This window comes from Geomicrobium sp. JCM 19039 (assembly GCF_000698145.1).
Taxonomy (GTDB): domain Bacteria; phylum Bacillota; class Bacilli; order Bacillales; family Marinococcaceae; genus Geomicrobium_A.
This window is the reverse complement of the sequence record NZ_BAXB01000016.1, coordinates 19921-43712: the sequence shown is the minus strand read 5'-3', so window position 1 is coordinate 43712 and position 23792 is coordinate 19921. Positions and strand designations below refer to the sequence as shown.

Here is a 23792-nt window from a genome sequence, read left to right as displayed (position 1 = left end):
TTTAACGTCCACCGTGCTTTATCAAAACGTTATCGATGCTTTAATTACTCTTCATTGTCTTCTTCGTCTTCAGCGCCAGCACCACAACGCTCTTCAGTCGTCACACCTTCAACGACGTTGTCTTCACTAAAGCCGAATTCTTCAAGAATGGCAACAAACTCATCGGTACCTTGTAATTCTGCAAGTGCTTCGTTATACGCCTCACGTAGATCGTCATCATCATCTCTAAATAAAGCAGCACCGTAAGCAATTTGTTCTTCGCCACCAATGACAGGGTTTGTGAAGTTCTCCGGTTGTTCAATCAAATCCGCGTTCGCTGTCTCCATCGCAGAGTTCATTGTTGCATCTGTCATAACCGTCACGTCGGCATCACCAGACTCAACTGCAGCAATGTTTCCAGGAATATCATTTGCGGGCAGAATATCGAGATCAGCATCCGGGTCTAGACCTTGTTCTTCGGCAATGTCTTCAAGAAATCCAACTTGGTTCGCACCAGACATTACCGAGATGGTTGCTCCTGCTTCCACTGCATCTTCATAACTGTGTAAGTCCATAGGATTTCCCGCTGCAACGGCCATTCCTTCACCGTAGCTGTATTCAAGCTCACCGAAAGAGGCGTTATCACAACGGTCTGGTTGAACATCCATCCCCGCTGTAACAACATCATAGTTTCCTGCATTCAAACTTGGGATCAAGTTATCCCAGTCTGAAACTTCAGCATCTACAACTTCAACATCCATTCGTTCAAAGACCGCTCTTGCAATTTCAGCACTAGCTCCTGTTGCTTCATCCGTACTAGTATCTATGTATCCGTACGGCTCCTCATTCGCTACACCAAGCGTAACACCATTGTCTTGATAGTCTTCAAGAGAAGAGCCACCACATGCGGCAAGGATTAACGCTGAAAATGCAGTGACGCTCACAACTCCGAATTTTCTCATTCGTCAATTTCCCCCTAAGATTCTTATTATTTCTACTATACGTTATCACTACGCAGTCATTCGTCTGAATATGCAAATGACCGTAGCTTTTACTTATCTTATCACATATAAAAAATGGTTCAAACTTCCTTATTCTTTGATATTATCGCAACATTATTCGACATTAACGAAAAAAAGCCGTATTAAGAAATAATATCAGAGTATCTTACGATTGATCCTTATATCTCTTATATACGACCTTTTGTCAGAATTTATTACAAGCTACGTTCTTTCATCATCCTCTTATGCCTTGAATGCACGTTAAAATTTACGATAATTAACGCAAGCGGGTAAATGACAGGTAGCGCAAGCGCTTGTTCATCGACATTGATTACATCAAACTCTTCTAAAAGTCCGATGACAATAAGCGCAATTCCAACGAACCACAAACTTACCCGAAAGCTCACTCGGTAGTCATGGTATGACTCTGGCGCGATGGTTTGTTCAAAGGCTAGCAATTGGCGGTACTTTGGAATAACCATCGCAATGATCGGCCGCTTGCTCGCCCCTTCAATGATTGCCCAACCAATAAAGATAACCCCTAATAGTGGAACAGCGACAGAAAATACCATCACATCAAAAGCGAGTAAGTACAAAAAATAAGCCACTGTGAATAGCACACTCACAATAGCGTGATCCCACTTCTTCCATTTTAAATAGTCATTTGTTTCCATCATACTAAAGCGTCCCCTTTAATTGTTCCTGCTGCTCAATCCACGATGATTTAAGAAGACTGTATTGATAAAGGTCATGGTAATGGTCATACAGCCATTCGCCCTCTCTTACAATCCTTCTAGTTCAAACCCTAGGCGTTTTGGGATGCCTTGACTCTCATAATTCTCTACACCACAGTTAATTTGGATTCGATTTAATTGATATTCAGTAAACAAAATGTCGGTACATTTCGCCACTGTCTTCGTCATAATGCCATTGCCTATCGCATCTTTTTCTAGCCAGTAACCTAGGGTCGTCTTTTTGCTTCCCCAATCGATGTCATGCAAACCGACCATCCCGACAAACTTACCGTGATGACGAATAGCGGCATTAAACCCCCGACCTTCTGCGAACTGCTGGAGCCAGGCAGTTATAATGGCTCATAATCATACGCACTCTTTACTTGATCAACCACGGAAGCCAGCGTCTCAAGTGACCACGGGCGCGCTGCACACACGCATACAAATCATTGGCATGGTGCATCTCAATGAGATGCAGATGGAGGTTCTTCTCTACTTCAACTTGAAACAATCTCATTCACCGCTGCCTCTCCATTAGATAATATGTACATTCAACATAAAAGAAAAGAAGCGGCTATATTCTTGCAACCGCTTCCATCCAAGTTCGTATTCTATTGACGCACAACGTTAGCCGCTTGTGGGCCTCTGTCGCCTTCAACGATTTCAAATTCTACGGTTTCTCCGTCATCTAGTGTCTTAAAACCTTCCGTTTGAATGGCAGAAAAATGTACGAATACATCGTCTCCATCTTCACGTTCAATAAATCCAAATCCTTTTTCTGCGTTAAACCACTTTACTGTGCCTTTCATTTTAAAGGCTCCTTACTATTAAATCTCAAGTGAAACGGTGTGAAACAACTATCCAGGATCTACTGCATATCCAATATATCTAAGCAGAGGCCTTTCAAATTCCAACACTGCCATCACTCAATCACCTACAAATTACCACGTTTCTTCCTAAATTGCAACTATATTTTTCTAAAAATTTCATTGATTCGGTGAAATCCACTTTCTTTTTTAATGAATTATAAAAATTCTCTATATATTTTAACAGATTGCCTTTATACTAATGGCAAGCGCTTACACATTTTAATAAAGGGAGTGATTGCTTTGCCGGGTATCGTACTTGCGCTCATCGGTATGGTCGTTTTTGCATTAGGTTATCGGTATTATTCTAAATTTATTGCAGAGCGTATTTACCGCCTAGATCCGAATTTTCGAACACCTGCGCATGAGTTTAATGACGGTGTTGACTTTGTGCCGACGAAGAAGTCAATTGTTTGGGCTCACCACTTTACATCCGTTGCCGGTGCTGCCCCAATCTTAGGACCAGCGATCGCAGTGTATTGGGGATGGCTTCCTGCTTTTCTATGGGTCGTGCTTGGCACTGTGTTTGCAGCAGGTGTGCACGACTTCGGTTCCTTAGTGTTATCTGTGCGTAATAAAGGACAATCGATTGGCACCATTGCTGAGAAGTTAATTGGGAGACGAGCGAAGCTTTTGTTCCTTTTCATTATTCTTATACTCGTCCTCATGGTTAACGCTGTTTTTGCTTGGGTTATCGCCAACCTATTCGTCACTTTCCCAGCAAGCGTATTGTCGATCTTCATTCAAATCCCTCTCGCACTTATTATAGGGATTTACATTCATCGCAAAACGAAAAGCATGTTGCTCCCGTCTATTGTTGCTCTTGTCATCATGTATGGCTCCGCCGTGCTCGCGAGTGAAATTCCAGCGTTGCAGATTGATCTTGTCCAATACTTTGGTGGAGAAGGTGCAACGTTTGTGTTTGGAATGGACGCTGTATCCCTTGCGTTTCTCATCTGGATTGGCATATTAATGATTTACGTCTACATAGCTTCAACACTGCCAGTGTGGAGATTACTTCAGCCTCGAGATTACATTAACGCACAACAGCTCGTCATCGGTCTTATTATTTTGTACGCAGGACTTTTTATTACTAACCCAACAGTCACTGCTCCTGCTACACGTACAGTCGACGATGTTTCTTGGTTGCCTCTCCTCTTTATTACAGTAGCTTGTGGGGCGATTTCAGGTTTCCACTCACTCGTCTCCTCCGGGACGTCATCAAAGCAATTAAACAACGAAAAAGATGCGAGAGTCGTAGGTTACCTAGGAGCCGTTGGTGAAGGGGTGCTCGCACTCATTTCCATCATTGCGGTTGTTACACTCTTCTCATCTGCCAATGAATTTACAGCTGCATATAGCAGTTTCAATGTAGCAAATGCCGATGGTTTAACGAACTTTATTATGGGTGCAGGGGTGTTAGCTTCAGGTCTTGGTATTCCTGAGGGAATTGCGCAAACCATTGTTGCGGTGATTGTCATTAGCTTTGCAGCAACAACGCTAGACACAGCTGTTCGGCTCATGCGTTATATCATCTCTGAAATTGCAGCAGAGTATAAAGCCTATGCACTAACGAAGAAGCATGTAGCCACTTCCATCGCGGTCGGTTCAAGTGCTTTACTCGTTATTATGCCAGGAGATGACCGTGGATTCGGAGCAGGAGGGTATCTACTCTGGCCATTGTTTGGTACGTCTAACCAATTGCTAGCGGGTATCGCTTTACTATTAATCACCATTTGGTTACGAAGACTTGGACGGAATTATCTCGTCACACTCATTCCGATGATCTTCTTGCTCGTTATGACAATGTATGCAATGATTCTACAAATCACAACCGAATGGCTATTTACAAGACCCGATGGAGACCTACTCTTATTTGTTCTCGGTTCAATCATCTTCGTGTTTGCTGCCTGGATATGTATTGAGGCAATTACACTATTTAAAAACGAAAAACCTCGTCGAGACCTCGACGTATAGAGGGTGATTTTATGACTTTTGTTTCGAAGATGAAGCAAGCATTCGCTTGGTATGACGAAGTACTACAGTTTCCCCATCGAGCTGAAATTAAACGTGAGTTGCGCGAAGAAGATGACCTTTTTCATCTTCTTTGCTTCTCAGAGTTACTTGGCTTGCCGAATCCCGTCTCGTATTACACACTGGAATTATATCCTGAGATGATTGAGAACTTTCATGAATGGCACTTACGTATGGGAATGGAAAAGTCTCCCTTGGATAACATTCGGTGCTGCTAAACAGAGATAGAGGTGAAAGTGATGTCAAACGATCAGATCATTTTCTTTGGAGGGAAAGGTGGCGTTGGGAAATCAACGTCATCTTCTGCGTATGCATTGGCGAGAGCTGCAGCTGGCGAACGCGTGCTTCTTGTTTCCACAGATCCAGCCCACAATTTACAAGACTTATTTAACAAACCGATCGGGAACACGATTACACCCCTTGAAGGCAAGTTGTTCGGTTTGGAAGTCCATGCCCCAACCGAAGCAAAACGATATATTGCAGGTGTAAAAGAAAATTTAAAAAACCTCGTTCATTCTCATCGAATCCCTGAGGTTCATCGACAAATTGATTTGGCTGCAGAATCGCCAGGCGCAGACGAAAGCGCACTGTTTGACCGGTTAGTGTCGATCATTTTAGAAGAAACAAAGAACTTCGACCGCATTGTTTTTGATACGGCACCGACTGGCCACACCCTACGGTTGCTCACGTTGCCAGACTTGATGAGTGCCTGGATTAATGGAATGCTTAAACGCCGGAAAACGGTGACTGATAACTATAGCAATTTGCTCAATGACGGCGAACCGGTGGAGGATCCGATATATCAAACCCTTATGGAAAGAAAACAGAAGTTCTCTTCAGCACGGACGATTCTTCTTGATCGGACAAAAACCCAATTCGTCTATGTGCTTACACCAGAGAAATTACCCATTGAAGAGACGACGAGGGCTGTTGAACAACTCGCTCAACATCAAATGAATGTACATACCATCGTCGTCAATAAATGCATGCCTGAAGGCGTGGATTTACCCGCCTTTTTCTCAATCGAAAAGTGCAAGAGGATTATTATCGCTCGCTAATCGACGATCGCTTCAAAAGCCAAACACGCATTTACGTTCCCTTACAAGGTTCAGACATTTCATCAATCGAAAACCTAAGACAAATCGCTCATTATTTCCCTTAAAACAAACACCCCAAATGCATGTGTGAAACACAACATTTGGGGTGTTTGTCTTTCATTTTAATGAGGGGGATTTGTACCCGTTTGCATCTTAGTGTTACTCGTCGTAAAGCTACTAAGCATCTGATTCATATCTTGACCATTCAGTTTAGGTACTTGGTAATATCCGTGTTTATTTTGATATAAGAAGATATCATACGCCATCTCAATAAGGTCTGGCACGCTATCTGCGATGACTCTTCGAAATACCGGATTCGTTACTTCCGGAGCTGCCATAGCAAAAAGCGAACTCGTTGACTTGATCAGCCCAAGCATGTGGGCAGAAACACCCGTTTCTTTCACTTCACTCAAGTTGGCATTAGGTTTTTGGGGGCAGACGGTGTGATGCCATACGTAACCGTATGAGATTGTGTCATCGCATAAGACTGAATGTCTGTTGTTGGTTTTTGACCGGTAGAAAAAGCTTCTACCATACGGTTATACTGCGCTGTTAAATAGTCATACTGCTGCTCAAGAATATCAAGTAATTGTTGATCTTTGACGTATGGTTTAAAGATCATATACTGATCCAACACGTTAATCATGCCTGCCAGCATTTCATGTCCATCAAAAAGTTCATGACCACCATGGTTAGTCATGGCCGATGTATCGTTTGGCTGTTGTTCATTTTGCATTAAAACGCCTCCTTCTCATTTCCTTATAGTATGATGAGAGGCGAGCTAATTCATGCACAATTTTATGATTTAAGCACAGCAATGACATACGTGCAACCATTCGGACCAGCTTTTGAAGAGTGAGGCGTATTTCTTTTTAACGAGAGTCGATCGCCTTTAAAGCAAGTAAAGGGTTCACCATCAATATAAAACGTGATCGAACCACGAATTACATGGAGCAATTCATCACACGGGTGCGTATGGGGCTCGTGTTCGTGATGAGGTATGTCTCGCTGAACTTCTACCGAACCTGTTTGACAAGATGGCAAAAGATCTGAAATTACATGATCAAGCTTAACGACTTCCGTAGCTGTTTTCATTCACGCTTCCCCCTTTATAATGAAACGGACATTTGCTTTTTCGTTCTCGATTGTCTTCTCCAAGAAAATACTGCTTCCATTCTCTTCCTCCAGGTTCTCCGTACCATTTTAAGTCTGGATGAGGTAGCGTCTCATCATAGTTTTCAAGGTGGTGCCGCACAAGACTTTGAATATGACGCCCTCGTTTCGTCGTGCCATCGATGTCATCAAATACCCACCTCGGCTGAAAAGTAAGCATAAACGTTTTTGCTGATCTGCTTTTTCTTTTCACATGGCAGGTGTATTGCAAACGACAAACAGTGGTTCACCTGCGTAGCTAAACTCCCATAAAGGTTCACTCGGATGAACATCAACCTCTTTTGGCCATTCGCAATCGTCAATGATATGCAGACGTTGCAACACATTCCAAAACTCTTCTTCGTATTCAGCGAGATTTTTCGTTTGTTCACCTGGCTCAAAAAACGCAACAAAGGATGTGTTTCTACCATACGTACGACTCGATTGAACGTAATGAGCCAAACGAGAGGCTAAATGCGTCAAGTTGTGACGATCATGATGAGGAACAAAACAAAATTCCAATTCGCCCATTTTCAACCCATGTACACCGAGTACACACGGAAACACCCTCTCATCGTCGAGAAGATCCCCGCAAAAGCCACGAAATACCTCGCGCTCCCACCCCGATGCCGATTTGTCTAGGTAATAATCTTCTGCTTGCTGTACGGTAGACAGCTGAATAAGACCTACCTCCATTCTTTCGGTAATCCATACATATGTACGGCAATATTTATAACTTATGTATTGACAAGCCTCTTATTTCATACATTGATACATAGGGACAAGGATATAGGGAGGGAAGTCAATGGAATTGTTTCTCGTATTCAAAATGATGATGCTCGGGGTAAGTTTAGCGGCACCGGTCGGCCCAGTGAATATTGAAATGATTAAACGAGGCATTCATGGAGGGTTTTTCCCTTCTTGGTTAACAGGGTTAGGTGCAATGACCGCTGATTTATTGTTTCTCGTATGCATCTACTTCGGCATGACTGCATTTATTTCGCAACCAGCGGTAGAAGTTACGATTACACTCATCGGCGTCGTGTTATTGTCCTACTTGGCGTGGTCAGCATTTGCGACAGGTATGAGAGGGAATATTCTTCACAGTATGCAACAACGACACATCGGCGGGTCTTCCTCGTTTTTCACTGGGTTTGGAATGGCTTTATTCAATCCGATCAATTTCGTGTTTTGGTTTGGAATCTTCGGTTCGACATTATCTGGCATCGCCCATTTTTCGTTACCAGAAGTTTTGCTTTATAGTTTTTTTATTATATTTGGTGTGATCCTCTGGAATTTAAACATTGCACTAACCGTACATTTCTCCCGACATTTAATCAATGATCGAACCCTTCGCGGACTTATGTTTGTGTGTAGTTTTGTGCTCGTTTACTTTGCTGTTGACATGACGCTTCGCCTCATTTAACTGCCCAAAAATCAACAACCTCTCAGGAAGTACGACAATATACTAATATTCGACAAAAAAACACTAAAATTTCCTATTATTTATTACAAATTCTAATTTTTTTCTACGGTTATATTATTTAGAATTAAGAAAAGAACTTGAAAGGAGTACAAGCCATGGAAGACAAACTCTCAAAATTCGAACGAATTGCCAAAAGAAGAACGGAGGAAACCGTAAAAAAGATCCGCTTAATCGGTAACCTCTCCAACCGCAATAATTATGAATATACTGAGGAGCACTTGGATCGAATTTTTGCCGCACTTGAGAATGAACTAAAAGCAGCAAGACGTAAATTCCAAGGTCATACAAGTTCACCAGACTTTCAAATGTCTTTCGATCGGCAAGCTCGCAAAAAAACGAGCTAGTTATGAATGATTAAACCCTTGATTATCCACATTTGGAGATCAAGGGTTTTTATCTGTTCTCAAACGTTAATGTTGAACGACGCTAGGCGAAAACCTGATGCGAAACCGCGAATAAGAAAATAGTAAAAGTCCTACCCAGATCATTGCGAAAGAAATGAGTTGAATCGTACTAAATGGCTCTTGAAAGATAAATACACCGATGATGAGCATAAACGTTGGCGCAACATACTGTAAGATACCAATTAAAGAAAAGGTAATTCGTTTCGCCCCGACAGCAAATAATAGTAAAGGAAGTGCTGTTGCTAACCCCCCACCAATTAATACAATCGACAACATCGCATCCGTTGTCATAGAAAAACTACTCGTTCCTTGATATGAAAACCACGCCAATAAACCTAAAGCGAACGGGGTCACAAGTAATGTTTCAATCGTTAATCCACTGAGTGCACCTATTGGCACAAGCTTTTTGATGAGTCCGTAGCCACAAAAACTTAAGGCAAGAACAAATGCAGCCCAAGGAAAGTAACCATAATAAACGGTCATGATTAAGACGCCAACGACTGCGAAGAGAACCGCGATGATTTCTTTCTTTGCTAATTTTTCATGTAGGAAAACTGTAGCGAGCAATACATTCATCAATGGATTTATGTAGTAACCAAGACTTGCCTCAATGACACGGTCTGTGTTGACAGCAAAGATAAATACAAACCAATTTATTGAAATCAGTATTGCTGCTGCACTAATGGCAATCGCAGTTTTCTTTTTACGAAACACTCCGGAAATTTCTTTCAACGTAGTCGTTCCTTTACCTATTGCCAAAAGTAAGATCACCATAAAAAGTAGCGCCCATACGACTCGATGAGCAAGGGTTTCAATCGGGGCAGCTGCTTCTGTCATCTTCCAGTATAACGGCAAAAGTCCCCACAATACGTAGGCGACCAATGCAGATCCTGCACCTAATGCTGCTTCTTTGTTGTTATGCATCTCATCCTCCCCATTCCCCTACCCATTTTACGCTTATTTCAAAGATTTGCACACAACCACCCTCCCCTTTTTTTCTATTTCAAACGATTTCTAACATGAAGGAGGTGATACGAATGCAACCTGCAAATACAATGGTGGAACTACGGTTTCTAGAAGACTTTACAGAAGACGGTGAAGAGATTCACTTCGTCCGTCGCATGAACAATGTCAAAGCTTCTGCAACAGATGGAGCTGTTCGTTCAGTCATGTTATCTTTTTCAGAGCTTACCGAACTGCCTCTCGTAGCAGCTATTCGACGAAATGATTACGATTTATTGCAACAACATCATGATTAATAAAAGCTAATTTGAAAGGAGAGTACGTAATGACTGAAAATCTTGAATTGCGATTTCGCAACAGCGAGAACCGCATGAGCACGTTGTCCATTCCTGAACCCGCGCACACCTTAACAGCCGAGCAGTTAGAAATGACAATGAATACGATCATTGAAGAAAACGTATTTACTTCTAGTGGCGGGGATTTGACTACAATTGTTGATGCACGAATTGTGACAAGAACAGTGGAACCGTTGTTCGAAGCGAACAACGAGCAATAGAAAGGAAATAGAACGATGGATGAATGGCTCCCACTTCTTTTAAACCATGGATTTGCGGCAGTAGTCGCATTTTACTTGCTGCATCGAATGGAAAAGAAACTAGACCTATTAATCTCCGCAGTATGTAACTCCTCGTAAAAAGTGGCTCCCCACTATTTAAGGGCCAGATCATAAAAAAACGGATGACCCGTAACTGGGCATCCGTTTTTTAGCGTGTTCACAGACATCTCAGACCACCACTAGAAATAATGGTATCCTTAGTAAGAAGAAGACACTCTCCCGCCCACTCCTAGTTAACCAATGTCTTGTTTAAAAGACTACGGGAGTTCGGTATATTTTCGGCACCGGAGGTGCCGATGGTTTCTTGCGCTCTAGGTTTATGTGAGTAAACAGAGTTGAAGTTCGGTATTGGTCGCTGTTAGTCACAGATAAGCGGTAATGTTTTTGAGGTGGTCCAGATCGTTTCGGAGGGTGATCTAGATCGTGCGTCTCCTAATCATCCCCAAATATGAGCCATCAGTTCCACCACCGGTGCTAAAATCAGTTAAAAATGATCTAGATCATCAAGCATACGATCTATATAGAATGAACTTAACATTTTCCTGATTGCGTAGTTGGGTGTTGGGTTAGAGGGGAGCGCGGTGCTATTTTGCGCGCGAGTTTCCCCATCTGCGCGCAAGTTTGTCTAGTTTAACGATTTTGGCGCTCATTCCGCTTAACTCCTGCGCAGTTTGTTCCAACTGGAACGCAGATTCCAGGCTTAAGTGCCAACGACACGTCGGCCCCGGCGGGACCGAAACGAAACCGCACTCGGTTCGCGCGAACCGCGCCGACGTCTTGTAGGTACTTCGGGGCGGGGATGTACACATGACCCGGTGATCTGTTACCGAGTTTGCTCATTCTGTTACCTAGTTTAGGAAAATATATCGCTTTTCCTGCGATTTTCCTAAACTTGAGAACCGTTCGGTCGCAACTCGAGCACAGTTTCCACTTTACCAAGCTACCCATTGGTTCTTAAAGAAATTCTTTAGTTCAACATATACAGATCGAGCGTATCCTAAAATTCCCCAAATGTTTTTTTCTAGTCGTTAAAGGTAGCGTTGTATTATTTTTTCCCTAAATCTCTAAAGTTCCTCATGTATAGAGCGACTTCGATCTGCCTACCTTACACGCGCTTTCAAACCGCACTTAGCTTTTACAGTGACAAGATTCAACTACGACGAAAAGCCTAACAGAGCTCATGGCTCTGTTAGGCTTTTTCTCTATTCCTTACATGTGTTTAGCTTAGAGCGACACTCCTGCAGGGGCATCTTTGACGACCACGATCACTGCGCCTTTGTCTAGTTCACCTTCTAGGTTGTTAGCTTCGGTTTCTGAAAAACCTAGTTCTTGGAATTGCGCACGTAATTCGTCACCTTTTTTGCGGAACACATTCTTTACAGAAGTAGTTAATCCGGTTTCGCTCATGCCTACAGTTTCGGCATCGGCACGATTAGCGACACGCTTTGTATGATCGTCGTCGTGGGTGAGTACATATATTTGGTCTTCTTCTACTTTCTCTTTGAGTTGATCAATTGCTTTTACTGCTTCATCATCATTCATAAATTCTTTATATACCGGTGCTGCCATTGTTATCATCTCCTTAGTACAACTCTTTCCCACTGAAACCCATTCTAAAACATATAAAAAAGCAGGATTTTTTTCAGCGATCAAGAAATTTACAGGTGGTAAAAAAAAAACGACAAAAGGTGACAATATGTTTTCTTTTCCAAAACCGAGTTATGAACAGTTTTTCCATACGTATCCGATCCAAACGTTCGCAGTGTCTCGCGATGAACAGCAGTTAATGTACTCAACAAATGTGAGCGGTTCATACGAAGTTTGGCGTATGAATTTGTCCAATGGCTTCTCTCAACCGATCACTTCGATTGGTCAAAGCAATTTTGGCATGACGTTTTCTAAAGACGGACAGTCGTTAATTACGTCATTTGATAACGACGGAGATGAAAATGCACAAATTTATGCGCTCCCCGCAAATGGTGGAGAACTCCTTCCTCTTCTTACTGGTGAAAGCGACCGGTTTATGATTGGGGAATTAACAGACGACGGCAACACCTTATACTATACAACATCGAAAGACAATTCAACGTTTCTAAACATTTGTTCATATGATCTCGTTACGGGTCATCAAAACGTCATGATTGAAGGTAAAGATGCAGCTCACATGTTTCTTACCGCCTCGAAATCCGGAAAAGTCGCGTACATGAAATTATTTGCAAACAGTCACTCCCCAGGCTTCATTCTTGCTGATGGTAAAACCATTCCGCTTGCAAATGACAATGAACAATCGCATAACGTATCGGGTGGGCAATTCATCGGAGAAGATACTTTTTATTACTTAACGAATGAAGGGTCTGAAACGAGTGAACTTGTGAAGATAGACGTTACGACCGAAAAGATTGAGAAGTTAACCGATGAGCCTCATGAAGATTTTACTTCTATGAGCTATGACAAACAAAAGCAATTGCTTTATCTCGTATCTAGCTCTGGCGTTGAAGATACGCTTTACGTGTACGATATTCAAACAGGCACGCTCGTCCAAACCGAATTGCCTGTAAGCATCGTCGAAAAACTGCACATCGGTGAGTCTGGGGCAATCTATTTGCTCGGACGCGGGGCAACGTCACCATTTAATTTGTATAGAAAACGTGAGAATGAAAAGTGGGTACCTCTGACGGAGTTCAGTATCCCAGGTATAGACCAGAAGGAATTGAGCGAGCCTGAAATGATTACATACCGTTCATTCGACGATACAGAAATCGAAGCACTGTATTTTAAAGCTCACCGTGAGAACAACAATGGAAAGCTTGTCTTATGGCCACACGGCGGTCCGCAAGCTTCAGAACGAAAATCATTTCGAGCGATGTTTCAAGCGATGACGTATGCTGGTTTTTCCATTATCGCTCCGAATTTTCGCGGATCATCTAATTATGGAAAACGTTCATGAAGCTTGTGGAAGGTGATTGGGGTTACGGTCCACGCTTAGATAACGTTCACTGTCTTGATTATATGATTGAGGAATACGGCTACAAAAAAGGAGAGACCTTGCTCGTAGGCGGAAGTTATGGTGGGTATATGGCTCTCCTTCTTCACGGTAGACACCCCGAATACTTTAAAGCTGTCGTTGATATATTTGGTGTTTCGAATTTGTTTAGTTTCTATCATTCTGTTCCAGATTTTTGGAAACCGATTATGAAAACATGGATCGGCGATCCTGAAACCGACAAGGAACGGTTTACGAGAGACTCACCGATTACTTATTTATCTTCTATGACAAAGCCAATGTTAGTCGTACAAGGGGCAAACGACCCTCGCGTCGTACAAGAAGAATCAGACCAGATTGTGGAAGCGTTGCGCGCGCAAGGGTCTGAGGTAGATTATCTCGTTCTTGACGATGAAGGACATGGCTTCTCGAAGAAAAAGAACGAAATTAAAGTCACAAAAAAGATCAACGAATTTCTACTAAAATTCGTGTAACTACTTTAACTCCATGAAAATACAGTGAACAATTCGTTTACGACTTCTCCACACCTCCGAGATAAGGTAAGATAATGCTGAGGTGATGGTGTGTTAAAAAGAACAATACTCGTTTTGACAATTGGACTGCTTACGGCTTGTAGTCAAGATACAGAAGAACAACCTGAGCTTTCTACCGAACCGATCGAAGTTGACGTGTTAAATGAAGCATCTGCGAGCGTTGGCGATGACGTAACTTTCCAAATTGAAGTAACACAAGCAGGTGACGGTGTGGAAGATGCCAACGAAGTCATCATAGAAGTGTGGACGGATGGCGAAAAAGAAAACAGTGCAATGGTGCCTGCAGAACATACAGAGAATGGCGTCTACACAGCTGATTTCACTTATGCAGAGCCTGCCCTCTACTATGTTCAACCACACGTAACTGCTCGTGGTATGCATTCGATGCCTGTTCATGAAGTGGATGTATCTGACAATTAAACGATACCGTGGACAACCTATGGCTTTGAGCGCTATGATGGAATGAGTTGGAACGTGTAGCAAGTGAGGATGATGGAACGATGCCGAAGCCAAAACGAAAATCAAAACGTCTGATCCTAATAGCGATTCCTGCTGTTTTCATGATTTTAGCAGTAGGGGCCATCAGTCTATTTTATTTCATCTCCAATGAGCAACAATTGGACCGCATCCTGAATGGTTCAATATCGGGGTTTGCGCCTAATGAAATTCCTGCAGAATACATTCCAATTTACCAAGAAGCTGCTGATGAATTTGACATTCCTTGGGAATTGCTTGCAGCCGTCCACCGGGTAGAGACGCGTTTCTCAACGATGGACCCGATGGTTTCCCCTGCTGGTGCTGAAGGGCCAATGCAATTCATGCCTTGCACTTGGTTTGGTTGGAGTCATCCGACATGTGAAGGAAATGGCGCTGGAGAGATCCCATCAAATGTACTCACCGATCCAGAACAAATTGAAATTCATGGTGGGTATGGCATGGATGTTCAAGATAAAGGGGTTGCTGACCCTTGGGATCATGAAGACGCCATTTACGCCGCCGCAAGATACCTCGCGTCCAATGGTGCAGCGAATGGCGAGATAGAGGAAGCCCTCTTCGCTTACAACCGTGCTGACTGGTACGTCGAGGAAGTGATTACGTACGTGGAGGCGTATGATAATGATGGCTATGAGGTCATCAATTAGTTGTAAGAAAGCGCAACAAAGATCCCGAGTAACGAGATGTTACTCGGGATCTTTGTTTTGTTAATTTGGTTTCACTTGTTTGAGCATATCTGCAGTCATTCGGTCCAAGTCATATTGAGGATTAAATCCGAACTCTTCTTTCGCAGCCGTCGGATCGATATGATCTGGCCAACTTTCTGCAATCGCTTGACGAATCGGATCTACATCGTAGCTCAGTTCGAACTCAGGAATATGCTTACGAATGGACGACGCAACTGATTCCGGGTCTACACTCATCGCCGTGACATTGTAGGCATTTCGGTGAATCAAATCACCAGACTCAGCTTCTAGTAGACGCATTGTTGCGCCAATAGCATCTGGCATATACATCATGTCCAAATACGTGCCTCGATCAAGAAATGACGTGTAGCTCTTTTTCTTTACAGCTTGATAATAAATATCTACTGCATAGTCTGTCGTCCCACCACCAGGTGGGGTCAAGTACGAAATAAGACCAGGAAAACGAAGACCACGTGTATCGACACCAAACTTCGTAAAATAATAATCACATAGAAGTTCACTTGCGACTTTACTCACACCATAAATTGACGTTGGTCGTTGCACGGTCACTTGTGGTGTATTGTTTTTAATCGTCGAAGGACCAAAAGCCCCTATACTGCTCGGAGTGAAAAACTTGCAGTTTTCTTCACGTGCTACTTCTAGACTGTTCATAAGGCCATTCATGTTGATGTCCCAAGCACGTTGCGGGTGCTTTTCAGCGTTAGCAGAAAGCATCGCAGCAAGATGAATAATCGTATCAATCTTGTGCTTCTTTACGATATCTAGTAGTTTTTGGCCGTCCATAATGTCTAACGTTTCAAAGACCGCACCCTCTCCAAATGCGCCCTCACTGTACCGAATATCTGTTGCAACGACATTGTCTGTACCGTACTTCTGCTGCAGTGCTGCTGTTAACTCTGATCCAATTTGACCAAGCGCACCCGTGAGTAGAATCTTTTTCATTTGTGATGCTGGGCAATCAACGTCCGACTGCCCTTCCCCCTTTACACGTTTAATTCTTTTCCTAGCTTTTCGTACACTTGGAGTGCTTCGTCCAACTGCGCCTTCGTATGAGCGGCGGTTGGCATATTTCTAACCCTTCCTGTTCCTCTAGGAACGGTTGGGAACACGATTGATTTTGCGTAGATGCCTTCTTCCATCAATCGCTTGCTAAAGGTTTGCGTCTTGTTCTCATCACCAATAATGACAGGTGTAATTGGTGTTTTTGTTTCACCAATCTCAAATCCGAGCTTTTTCAGCCCATCCTGCAAGTATTTGGCATTCTCCCAAAGCTTCTCTTGCAGTTCTTTAGATTCCGATAAGATGTCGATGGCCTTAATGCATGCCGACACATCAGCAGGACTTAGTGACGTCGAGAATAGGAACGGTCTTGATTGAACCTTGAGCCAATCAATGAGCGCTTGACTGCCTGCTACGTAACCACCAACAACTCCGATTGCTTTTGACAACGTGCCCATTTGCATATCCACACGATCAGACAATCCGAAATGCTTAACTGTCCCTTTTCCATCGCCAAGTACACCAGAGCCGTGTGCATCATCGACGTAAGAAATCAAGCCGAATTCTTCAGCAATCTCAACGATTTCAGGCAGCTTCGCTACATCCCCATCCATTGAGAATACGCCGTCAGTAATAACCATAACTTTATCGTATTCTTTCACGGCTTCACTTGCTTTTTGACGAAGATCTTCCATGTCACTATGATTGTAACGAATGATCTTCGCTTTCGATAAGCGGCAACCGTCAATAATGGATGCATGGTTCAACTCATCCGAAAGAATCGCATCGTTTTTATTCATCACTGCAGAAATTGCTGCCATGTTACAGTTGAAACCTGATTGATAGGCAATCGCCGCTTCTGTATGTTTGAACTGAGCCAACTTTTCTTCAAGCTCTTCGTGGATCTTTAGTGTGCCGTTAATCGTACGTACAGCACCAGAACCGACGCCAAACTGATCGACCGCGTTAATGGCTTCTTTTTTTAATCGCTCGTCTGTTGCCAACCCTAAATAGTTGTTTGAAGACAAGTTAATCATCTTTTTGCCATTCAGTGTAATCTCTGCGCCGTTTGCACCGTCCAACGGGTCAATGACATTATATAAGCCTTTTTCTTTCAATTCATTTAATCCTTCATTTAAAAACGCGTGTAACTTCTCGCTAGGCATAACTTCGCCTTCCTTTCTTAGCATATCCTATCCCTATCATACATGACTTCTTCCCAGGAATACACCGATTGTGTTCAATATTGTTCTTCCCTAAAATAATCATTCAATTCTTACACTGAAGAGCTGATTACTCGCCTTTCGCACATTCACTTGTTAGAATAACAGATGCGTACTTTTTATTTGAATCATCATACGTTAATAGTATAGATCTAATTTAGGTTGCAAATGAAGGAGTGTCTGACATGGACGATCATCTATTCCGTCGTGCGATGGCGAACTTTACAACAGGAATAACCGTTGTCACGACTGAAAATAACAGAGAGATTCACGGCATGACAGCGAATGCGTTTATGAGCATCTCATTAGAGCCCAAACTCATTGCCATTTCTGTTGATCATCGAACGAACATGTACAAAAAAATAACTCAGTCGAAACGATTTGCTGTCAATATTCTCGACAAGTCGCAAGAAGACATTTCGAAGTTGTTTGCAAATCAAGTTCCAGGTAAAGAGCAGTTTGCTTTTGCTGACTTTAACGGCTATCCCGTCATTCCAGAAGCGATGGTCCAACTCTTGTGCACCACATACGATGAGGTAGAAGCTGGCGACCACACGATCTTTATTGGCGAAGTTCAGAACATGCAGTTAAGCGACAAAGACGCTAAAGATCCACTCGTCTACTACCGAGGCGCATATCGTTCTTTGAATGAAAAACCACAGCAGTAGCGCTGTGGTTTTTCTATTTATCTTTGTTCTTGAATTGAAAGGTGAGCACAAAACCGATCGCAGCCAACACCGACGCGATAATAAACGTCATGTTCACACCGTAAATGAGTGATTCGACTTCGGTTGCGTAAGCGCTAACCGTGGCGGTCGTCATAATGGTGACAAACAGTGCCGTTCCAATTGATGAGCCGACTTGCCTTAGCGTATTATTCATCGCCGTACCATGGGGAATGAGTACTCTCGGTAAATCATTAATCCCTGCGGTTGTAATGGGCATCATCGCCATTGCAGTTCCGACCATGCGAATGGCATAACCTACACTCAAATATGTGGCTGACGTGTCTGCCTGCAAATTCGTGAACATGACAGACGAGATAAAAATGAGAAATAAACCAGGAATAGCTAAGTACCTGACTCCGATTTTATCGAACACTCGACCTGCAATCGGTGACAGGATCCCCATCATGATGGCACCAGGAAGAAGAATAAGCCCTGATTCAAACGCTGAAAAAGAATTCATATTCTGCATATAGATCGGCAAAATGGTTGCCGAGCTAATCATGGATAGAAAGATAATGATCCCGATGAGCACTGAGAACGTGAAGGTGCGTGATTGAAATACGCGAAACTCAAGAATCGGTTGGTCCAAACGGAATTGTCTTCTGATGAACACGAATAATGTTACCGCTCCGACGATGATTGGGACTAACACATGTAAACTTGTCCAATCGCCATCACCGGCAGAACTGAACCCGAGTAGCAATCCACCAAAACCGAAAGTTGAATAGATGATGGAGCGAATGTCCAGCTTCGGCTCACGAATGGTCGCAATATTTTTCAAGAAAAAATACGCAAGAATCGTATTCACAATACCGATAGGCAAAATGATCCAAAATAAGATTGACCAATGGTGGTCTTCAACGAGCCATCCAGATAAGGTGGGCCCGATTGCCGGAGCAAATGAAATGACGAGCCCTGCCATCCCCATCGCACTTCCTCGCTTTTCAATAGGAAACAATAAAAGAAACGATGTTTGCATTAACGGCAACATGATTCCGGCTCCCGATGCTTGAATGACTCTTCCAACCATAAGCGTTGAGAATACCGGAGAAAGCGCACAGACGAGCGTTCCGAACACAAATAAACCCATTGCTGTCAAAAATAATCGACGAGTGGAAAATTTCTCAATAAGAAATGCTGTAATCGGAATCATAATGCCGTTTACAAGCATAAACACCGTCGTCACCCATTGCGCTTCATTCTCTGTAATATTTAAGTCACTCATTAGGTGAGGCAACGCCGTTGTCAGTAAAGTCTGATTTAATATCGCGACAAAAGCACCGATAAGGAGAACTGTAACGATCGGTGCTTTTTTGATATGTTGCATTTGTTGATCTCCCATATGTAACTCCCCTCAACCGATACCATGAAGGCGCACCCTTTCGGGCTACGCATTCATCGAGTCGCTCGGTTCAGTTGGTTTTCTTTTGAGCAAAAAGGCAAGCAGCAATCCAACAACAGAGAGGGATCCTGCAAGTAAGAAGGCTAAATTCACGCCGCGGACGGCCCCCTCCATTGAACCGTCTGAAACGGCCCCTTGTGTCATTACTGTAACAAGGAGCGCGGTCCCAATGCTCCCGCCACTTGCCTCATCGTATTGTTCATAGCCGTCCCGTGGGGAATTAATGAGTTCGGCAAGTTGTTAATGCCCGCTGTTGTGACAGGCATCATACAAAGGGCGATCCCTAACATGCGCACAGTTGATACGAGCGTCAAGTATAGAAACGATGTGTCTGTCGAAAGTTGCGTGAGCATAAAGGTTGTCACTGTAATCATGCCGAGGCCAAGTAAAGACAACGTCCTCGCCCCAATCCGATCAAAAATTCGTCCAGTGATCGGGGACATAATTCCCATTAATATTGCTCCTGGTAATAGCATAAGGCCTGTTTCAAATGCGGTAAACTCATGCATATCCTGCATGTAAACAGGCAAGATGGTTTGAGATCCAATCATTGACATAAATACAATCATCCCGATGATGGTTGTGAGTAAAAATACTGGATAGCGAAATACCCGAAATTCTAACACCGGTTGCGGGAGCTTTAATTGACGGAGAATAAACAACGTCAATGTTACAGCACCTATCACAACAGGGATGAGGAAGGTCGCACTCGCCCACCCTGCAGTGCCCGCAGAACTAAACCCGTATAAAATTCCACCAAAGCCAAATGAAGACAAAATAATGGATGTGATATCTAACTTCGGGTTTTTAAGAATCGATACATTTTCTAATCGTATGGCTGCCGCAGCAATTGTAATCAATGCTAATGGAAGAATAATCCAAAATAAAATTGACCAATGGTAAATGCCGACGAGCCAACCAGATAATGTCGGACCAATGGCTGGTGCAAAGGCAATGACAAGGCCGACCATTCCCATGGCTGACCCTCGTTTTTCAACGGGGAAAATGAGCAGCAATACCGTTTGCATAAGCGGCATCATGATTCCAGCTCCACCTGCTTGAATGACCCTGCCAGCGATTAACACTCCAAACGTAGGTGCAATTGCACAGACGAGTGTTCCGACTGCGAACAACCCCATGGCGACAAAAAACAACCTTCTCGTTGTATATTTCTCAATGAGAAATGCGGTGATCGGAATCATCACACCGTTTACTAACATGAAGGCCGAGTTTACCCATTGTCCCATGTCTGCTGTAATCCCATAATCACGCATGATGTGGGGCAAGGCGGTCGTTAGCAACGTCTGATTTAAGATCGCCATAAACGCAGCTGCCAAAAGGATGGCAACCATAGAACGAGTGTTCGCTATTGATGACTGTGTACTCATGTTATTCCTTCTTTTCTTAAGTTAATACGGTCTACTCTTGAAAATGAGCGTGTTGTGCGGCAATGAGTTGTTGAAGGGTGTGAAGCTCTGACGATATCGAGACGGAGTCTGCGAGGTAGCGGCCTAAAGACTCAATCATAAACTGTCTTGGATTGTCGTGAGTTGCTTCCTCAGTAAGCTTCGCCGCGGCATCAATAAGTTTGGAACGATCCTTTGCCGACGCTTCTCTCTCGACCGTGTCTTGGATGTGCCAACATAACGTACGTTTATGTGCTTCAATGCCTTCAAAGTCTTCATCAAATCGATACGTTGCGTAATCATTCATCATCTCTTCAGAGAGCAATGCTTGATTGGTAAACTGCACAGGTGCAGCGGCTTCAACAAACTCGACGACTTTATGTGCAACGTCATGTGAGTTTAAGGATTTATGTTCGTCGACCATTAGACTTGTGTACTCTCGTAATGTCCCTTGAAACATGACAACAAGGTCCCATAAGTTTCCGCGATAATTTCCTTTATACATCTGTTCTAAACTGTCATAATGCCAATTCATCAGAAGCGCACGGGTCCGCTTGAACATCGACATAAGCTCAGCATTTTTCTTCGGCGGTGCCGTCCGCAAAACGAGGTGCATGAACGGGCGATGCTCTTTCGTCGACTCTAACTCAGAAACAATTTTTTCGATAAGCTGTTCTCTCGGTGATTTTTGTGGGTCAACTTGTAGCGTTGTTGCTCTCAGTAACATTTGCTCCAAGTTGTATTCAAACGCCTGAAGGAGCAGGTCTTCTTTCGATGCAAAGTACTTATACAGTGATGCCTTTGATATTCCACAATTCTGAGCAATGGATTGCATAGAGGTGTTGTAGTATCCGTCTATCGAAAACCGATGAAGTGATTCTTTAATAATTTTATCTTTCATCTTATCTCACTCATTCATGTGCTGACTTATCGGTTTTATGAAAACCGCTCAGTTTTAATGCTATCCTACACGGTGAACGGCTGTCAATTTATTTATTTCTACATACGAAGTAGTTTTTCTTCTACAAAAAACGGGAAGTGCGGATCAACATTGATCCACACTTCCACGCCTTTCGTTAAGCTTAGCTATATCACGATTCAATACGCTCGATCTCTTCATGAATGTACGTCGTTTTTGCCTCATGAGGGACACGCTTGCCTGACTTTTCTTTGTCGGACTTCGGAAACCCTAGATAGATAAATCCAACGATATTGCCGTCTTCAGAGAGGTTGTAGAAATCACGTACTTTCTTATGATACATTGGTTTGCCTGAGCGCCAAATCGCTCCTAGCCCGAGTGCGTGAGCGGCAAGCAACATGTTTTGGGCGGCTGCATGCGCAGCTGCATACTCTTCAATCTCGATCACTTTATCTTTCGCACTCGGTTCCACAGCAATCGTAACGACGATCGGTGCACGGAACGGTTTGTTCTCTGTGCTCTCAAGCTTCTCCAAATCTTTATCAGAAAGCTCGTCGTCCATTTTTTCTCGGGCAATGCTGCGAAGTACTTTCCCGAGAGAACGCCTTCCTTCGCCTGTATGCACGAAGAATTTCCACGGTTCGGTTTTATAGTGGGAAGGTGCCCAAGTTCCTGCTTCAAGAATTCGCTTTAACGTTTCCTTATCGACAAGTTCATGTGGGTCAACTTTCCCTACGCTTCTTCTCGATTGAATCGCTTCAAAAACATCCACACCGATTCCTCCTAGTAAGCTTCTTTCGCTGCATACGTGTCTTTAATTTGCGGCCAGCGGTTGCGCGGATGTTCTTTACATTCGCTCGAACAAGCCGCTTGTTCTTTTTCTTCACACGCTGTGCAACATACATATTGCCGGTTGCATTCAGGGTTGGAACAATTGATATAGCGATCTTCTGTTGTCCCACAATGGTGACAGCTCGCAATCACGACATCTTCATCGGTATGATTCGCTTGGACAGAAATTCTCTCATCAAACACGTACAGCTTTCCGTCAAACAAACGACCCTGAACCTCTTCATCTTGACTATAGTTCACGACGCCACCGTGCAGCTGTGACACGTCTTCAAACCCTTTTTCCATGAGAATGCCAGTCAGTTTCTCACAACGAATCCCGCCAGTACAATAAGTGACGACACGTTTATCTTTAAGATCAGCCAAGTTTTCATCAATCCACTCCGGAAATTCTCTCGAAGAATTCACTTCCGGTTTAATGGCGTTGCGAAAGTGACCGATTTCATATTCATAGTCATTACGCCCATCAATGACAATCGTATCTTCGTCAAGAAGCGCATCATGAAATTCTTTCGGACTTAAATACTTGCCCGTTTTATCATTAGGACTTACTTCAATTTTTTCATCTAAACGCCACGTAACAAGCTCTTGCTTCGGACGCACGAACATCTTCTTAAATGCATGTTCCTCGACGTCGTCTATTTTAAACCACATATCATGAAAACGTTCATCGGACTTTACGCGTTTCATATATTCATCCGTTTGCTCAACCGTACCCGATACGGTCCCGTTTATACCTTCAGGTGCGACGATTATTCTACCCCGCAACCCTAACTCTTTACAAAACTGTAAATGTTCCTCTGCATACGTTTCATAATCTGGCAGATCAACATATTTGTAATACAACAATACACGATAGTCTTTACTCATCGTTTTTCCCTCCGAATGTACATCTTGCAGTGATGTCATTGTACCCCTGGGTGGGGTCAAACCTGTATTATTATATCAGAAAACCCATCACAATTCATGACAAGCACCTCAAAAAGGGCATCACTCATTTCACGAGCTAAGAAGCTCACCGTAACTCGGACCGTGTTTCACACGTGTTCGCTTCATGTTCAGCCCATTTGTCACAATCCAGTGACATGCTAAACTAGGTGTACACAACAAAAAAATCCCTGAACGGTTTGTAAAGGAATTTTTTTCATCCATAGTCCATACATCCGTTATACAGGAGGAGACGCATTCGATAAAT

Annotated in this window: 25 protein-coding genes and 4 pseudogenes; 13 read left to right on the top strand and 16 right to left on the bottom strand. The window is 43.2% G+C overall.

Annotation, left to right across the window (positions count from 1 at the left end):
- Positions 1-44 precede the first annotated feature (44 nt).
- From JCM19039_RS14740 to JCM19039_RS14725, 4 genes and pseudogenes are all read right to left on the bottom strand, one after another.
- Positions 45-941, bottom strand: a complete 897-nt coding sequence (locus JCM19039_RS14740) for a transporter substrate-binding domain-containing protein (protein ID WP_042428513.1) — start codon at positions 939-941, stop codon at positions 45-47.
- Positions 942-1195: 254 nt separating this feature from the next.
- Positions 1196-1657, bottom strand: a complete 462-nt coding sequence (locus JCM19039_RS14735; protein ID WP_042428510.1) for a hypothetical protein — start codon at positions 1655-1657, stop codon at positions 1196-1198.
- Position 1658: 1 nt separating this feature from the next.
- Positions 1659-2225: pseudogene (locus tag JCM19039_RS28045) on the bottom strand (GNAT family N-acetyltransferase).
- 100 nt (positions 2226-2325) lie between these two features.
- A complete protein-coding gene (locus tag JCM19039_RS14725) occupies positions 2326-2523 on the bottom strand; it encodes a cold shock domain-containing protein (protein ID WP_042400300.1) in 198 nt (65 codons plus the stop codon).
- Between the two features lie 300 nt (positions 2524-2823).
- Between JCM19039_RS14725 and JCM19039_RS14720 the strand changes: the two genes are divergently transcribed.
- The 3 genes from JCM19039_RS14720 to JCM19039_RS14710 are packed head-to-tail and all read left to right on the top strand — an operon-like array spanning position 2824 to position 5672.
- Positions 2824-4557, top strand: a complete 1734-nt coding sequence (locus JCM19039_RS14720) for a carbon starvation protein A (protein WP_042428507.1) — start codon at positions 2824-2826, stop codon at positions 4555-4557.
- 11 nt (positions 4558-4568) lie between these two features.
- Complete coding sequence (locus JCM19039_RS14715) at positions 4569-4832, top strand: cory-CC-star protein (RefSeq protein WP_042428503.1); 264 nt, start codon at positions 4569-4571, stop codon at positions 4830-4832.
- Between the two features lie 21 nt (positions 4833-4853).
- Complete coding sequence (locus tag JCM19039_RS14710) at positions 4854-5672, top strand: ArsA family ATPase (RefSeq protein WP_238545077.1); 819 nt, start codon at positions 4854-4856, stop codon at positions 5670-5672.
- Between the two features lie 161 nt (positions 5673-5833).
- Here JCM19039_RS14710 and JCM19039_RS28040 read toward each other — a convergent pair.
- From JCM19039_RS28040 to JCM19039_RS25750, 3 genes and pseudogenes are all read right to left on the bottom strand, one after another.
- Positions 5834-6447: pseudogene (locus tag JCM19039_RS28040) on the bottom strand (spore coat protein).
- Between the two features lie 62 nt (positions 6448-6509).
- Positions 6510-6806: a cupin domain-containing protein gene (locus JCM19039_RS22350; RefSeq protein ID WP_052398844.1), complete on the bottom strand. Its 297-nt coding sequence runs from the start codon at positions 6804-6806 to the stop codon at positions 6510-6512.
- Positions 6781-7394: pseudogene (locus JCM19039_RS25750) on the bottom strand (YqcI/YcgG family protein). The gene JCM19039_RS22350 and the pseudogene JCM19039_RS25750 overlap by 26 nt, the downstream one beginning before the upstream one ends.
- A 274-nt stretch (positions 7395-7668) precedes the next feature.
- On the opposite strand from JCM19039_RS25750, the gene JCM19039_RS14685 reads away from it, so the two are divergent.
- Together JCM19039_RS14685 and JCM19039_RS14680 are read left to right on the top strand one after the other, a co-directional pair.
- Positions 7669-8289, top strand: coding sequence for a LysE family translocator (locus JCM19039_RS14685; protein WP_052398841.1), 621 nt, complete (start codon positions 7669-7671; stop codon positions 8287-8289).
- Between the two features lie 155 nt (positions 8290-8444).
- A complete protein-coding gene (locus tag JCM19039_RS14680; RefSeq protein ID WP_042400292.1) occupies positions 8445-8693 on the top strand; it encodes a hypothetical protein in 249 nt (82 codons plus the stop codon).
- Between the two features lie 66 nt (positions 8694-8759).
- Here JCM19039_RS14680 and rarD read toward each other — a convergent pair whose 3' ends face one another.
- Positions 8760-9677, bottom strand: coding sequence for an EamA family transporter RarD (gene rarD, locus JCM19039_RS14675; RefSeq protein ID WP_042428499.1), 918 nt, complete (start codon positions 9675-9677; stop codon positions 8760-8762).
- A gap of 113 nt (positions 9678-9790) precedes the next feature.
- Between rarD and JCM19039_RS14670 the strand changes: the two genes are divergently transcribed.
- The 3 genes from JCM19039_RS14670 to JCM19039_RS26640 are packed head-to-tail and all read left to right on the top strand — an operon-like array spanning position 9791 to position 10410.
- Entirely contained in the window at positions 9791-10012 is a 222-nt protein-coding gene (locus JCM19039_RS14670) for a DUF1659 domain-containing protein (RefSeq protein ID WP_042428495.1), read from the top strand.
- A 29-nt stretch (positions 10013-10041) separates the two neighbouring features.
- Positions 10042-10272 carry a DUF2922 domain-containing protein gene (locus JCM19039_RS14665; protein WP_042428492.1) on the top strand — a complete coding sequence of 77 codons (231 nt, stop codon included), beginning with the start codon at positions 10042-10044 and terminating at the stop codon, positions 10270-10272.
- A 15-nt stretch (positions 10273-10287) separates the two neighbouring features.
- The gene (locus JCM19039_RS26640) at positions 10288-10410 is read left to right on the top strand and encodes a YvrJ family protein (protein WP_081834551.1); all 123 of its coding nucleotides are present in this window, start codon (positions 10288-10290) and stop codon (positions 10408-10410) included.
- 1146 nt (positions 10411-11556) lie between these two features.
- Here the strand turns inward: JCM19039_RS26640 and JCM19039_RS14660 are convergent.
- Positions 11557-11901: a general stress protein gene (locus tag JCM19039_RS14660; RefSeq protein WP_042428486.1), complete on the bottom strand. Its 345-nt coding sequence runs from the start codon at positions 11899-11901 to the stop codon at positions 11557-11559.
- 127 nt (positions 11902-12028) lie between these two features.
- Here JCM19039_RS14660 and JCM19039_RS14655 point away from each other — a divergent pair, with 127 nt between their 5' ends.
- From JCM19039_RS14655 to JCM19039_RS14645, 4 genes are all read left to right on the top strand, one after another.
- Positions 12029-13279 (top strand): S9 family peptidase, encoded by a 1251-nt coding sequence (locus JCM19039_RS14655; RefSeq protein WP_307190274.1) that lies wholly within the window; start codon positions 12029-12031, stop codon positions 13277-13279.
- Positions 13276-13809 (top strand): S9 family peptidase, encoded by a 534-nt coding sequence (locus tag JCM19039_RS27440; protein WP_307190273.1) that lies wholly within the window; start codon positions 13276-13278, stop codon positions 13807-13809. The genes JCM19039_RS14655 and JCM19039_RS27440 overlap by 4 nt, the downstream gene beginning before the upstream one ends.
- Positions 13810-13899: 90 nt before the next feature.
- Positions 13900-14289, top strand: a complete 390-nt coding sequence (locus JCM19039_RS14650; RefSeq protein ID WP_052398840.1) for a FixH family protein — start codon at positions 13900-13902, stop codon at positions 14287-14289.
- 47 nt (positions 14290-14336) lie between these two features.
- Positions 14337-15011: a lytic transglycosylase domain-containing protein gene (locus JCM19039_RS14645; RefSeq protein ID WP_307190272.1), complete on the top strand. Its 675-nt coding sequence runs from the start codon at positions 14337-14339 to the stop codon at positions 15009-15011.
- Between the two features lie 60 nt (positions 15012-15071).
- On the opposite strand, the gene JCM19039_RS14640 is transcribed toward JCM19039_RS14645, so the two are convergent.
- Both JCM19039_RS14640 and JCM19039_RS14635 read right to left on the bottom strand, forming a co-directional pair.
- On the bottom strand, positions 15072-16013 hold the full coding sequence (locus JCM19039_RS14640; protein WP_042428483.1) for an NAD-dependent epimerase/dehydratase family protein: 942 nt from the start codon (positions 16011-16013) through the stop codon (positions 15072-15074).
- A 41-nt stretch (positions 16014-16054) separates the two neighbouring features.
- The gene (locus tag JCM19039_RS14635; RefSeq protein WP_042428481.1) at positions 16055-17236 is read right to left on the bottom strand and encodes a glycine C-acetyltransferase; all 1182 of its coding nucleotides are present in this window, start codon (positions 17234-17236) and stop codon (positions 16055-16057) included.
- Positions 17237-17478: 242 nt separating this feature from the next.
- On the opposite strand from JCM19039_RS14635, the gene JCM19039_RS14630 reads away from it, so the two are divergent.
- Complete coding sequence (locus tag JCM19039_RS14630) at positions 17479-17961, top strand: flavin reductase family protein (RefSeq protein WP_042428475.1); 483 nt, start codon at positions 17479-17481, stop codon at positions 17959-17961.
- 13 nt (positions 17962-17974) lie between these two features.
- On the opposite strand, the gene JCM19039_RS14625 is transcribed toward JCM19039_RS14630, so the two are convergent.
- The 5 genes and pseudogenes from JCM19039_RS14625 to JCM19039_RS14605 all read right to left on the bottom strand — a co-directional run bounded on the left by JCM19039_RS14625 (position 17975) and on the right by JCM19039_RS14605 (position 23467).
- Positions 17975-19363 (bottom strand): MDR family MFS transporter, encoded by a 1389-nt coding sequence (locus tag JCM19039_RS14625; protein WP_042428472.1) that lies wholly within the window; start codon positions 19361-19363, stop codon positions 17975-17977.
- A gap of 45 nt (positions 19364-19408) precedes the next feature.
- Positions 19409-20811, bottom strand: a pseudogene (locus JCM19039_RS14620) (MDR family MFS transporter).
- Positions 20812-20842: 31 nt separating this feature from the next.
- Complete coding sequence (locus JCM19039_RS14615; protein WP_042428470.1) at positions 20843-21730, bottom strand: TetR/AcrR family transcriptional regulator; 888 nt, start codon at positions 21728-21730, stop codon at positions 20843-20845.
- 190 nt (positions 21731-21920) lie between these two features.
- Entirely contained in the window at positions 21921-22520 is a 600-nt protein-coding gene (locus tag JCM19039_RS14610) for a nitroreductase (RefSeq protein ID WP_042428466.1), read from the bottom strand.
- A gap of 11 nt (positions 22521-22531) precedes the next feature.
- Positions 22532-23467, bottom strand: coding sequence for a rhodanese-related sulfurtransferase (locus tag JCM19039_RS14605; RefSeq protein WP_042428463.1), 936 nt, complete (start codon positions 23465-23467; stop codon positions 22532-22534).
- Positions 23468-23792: the final 325 nt, after the last annotated feature.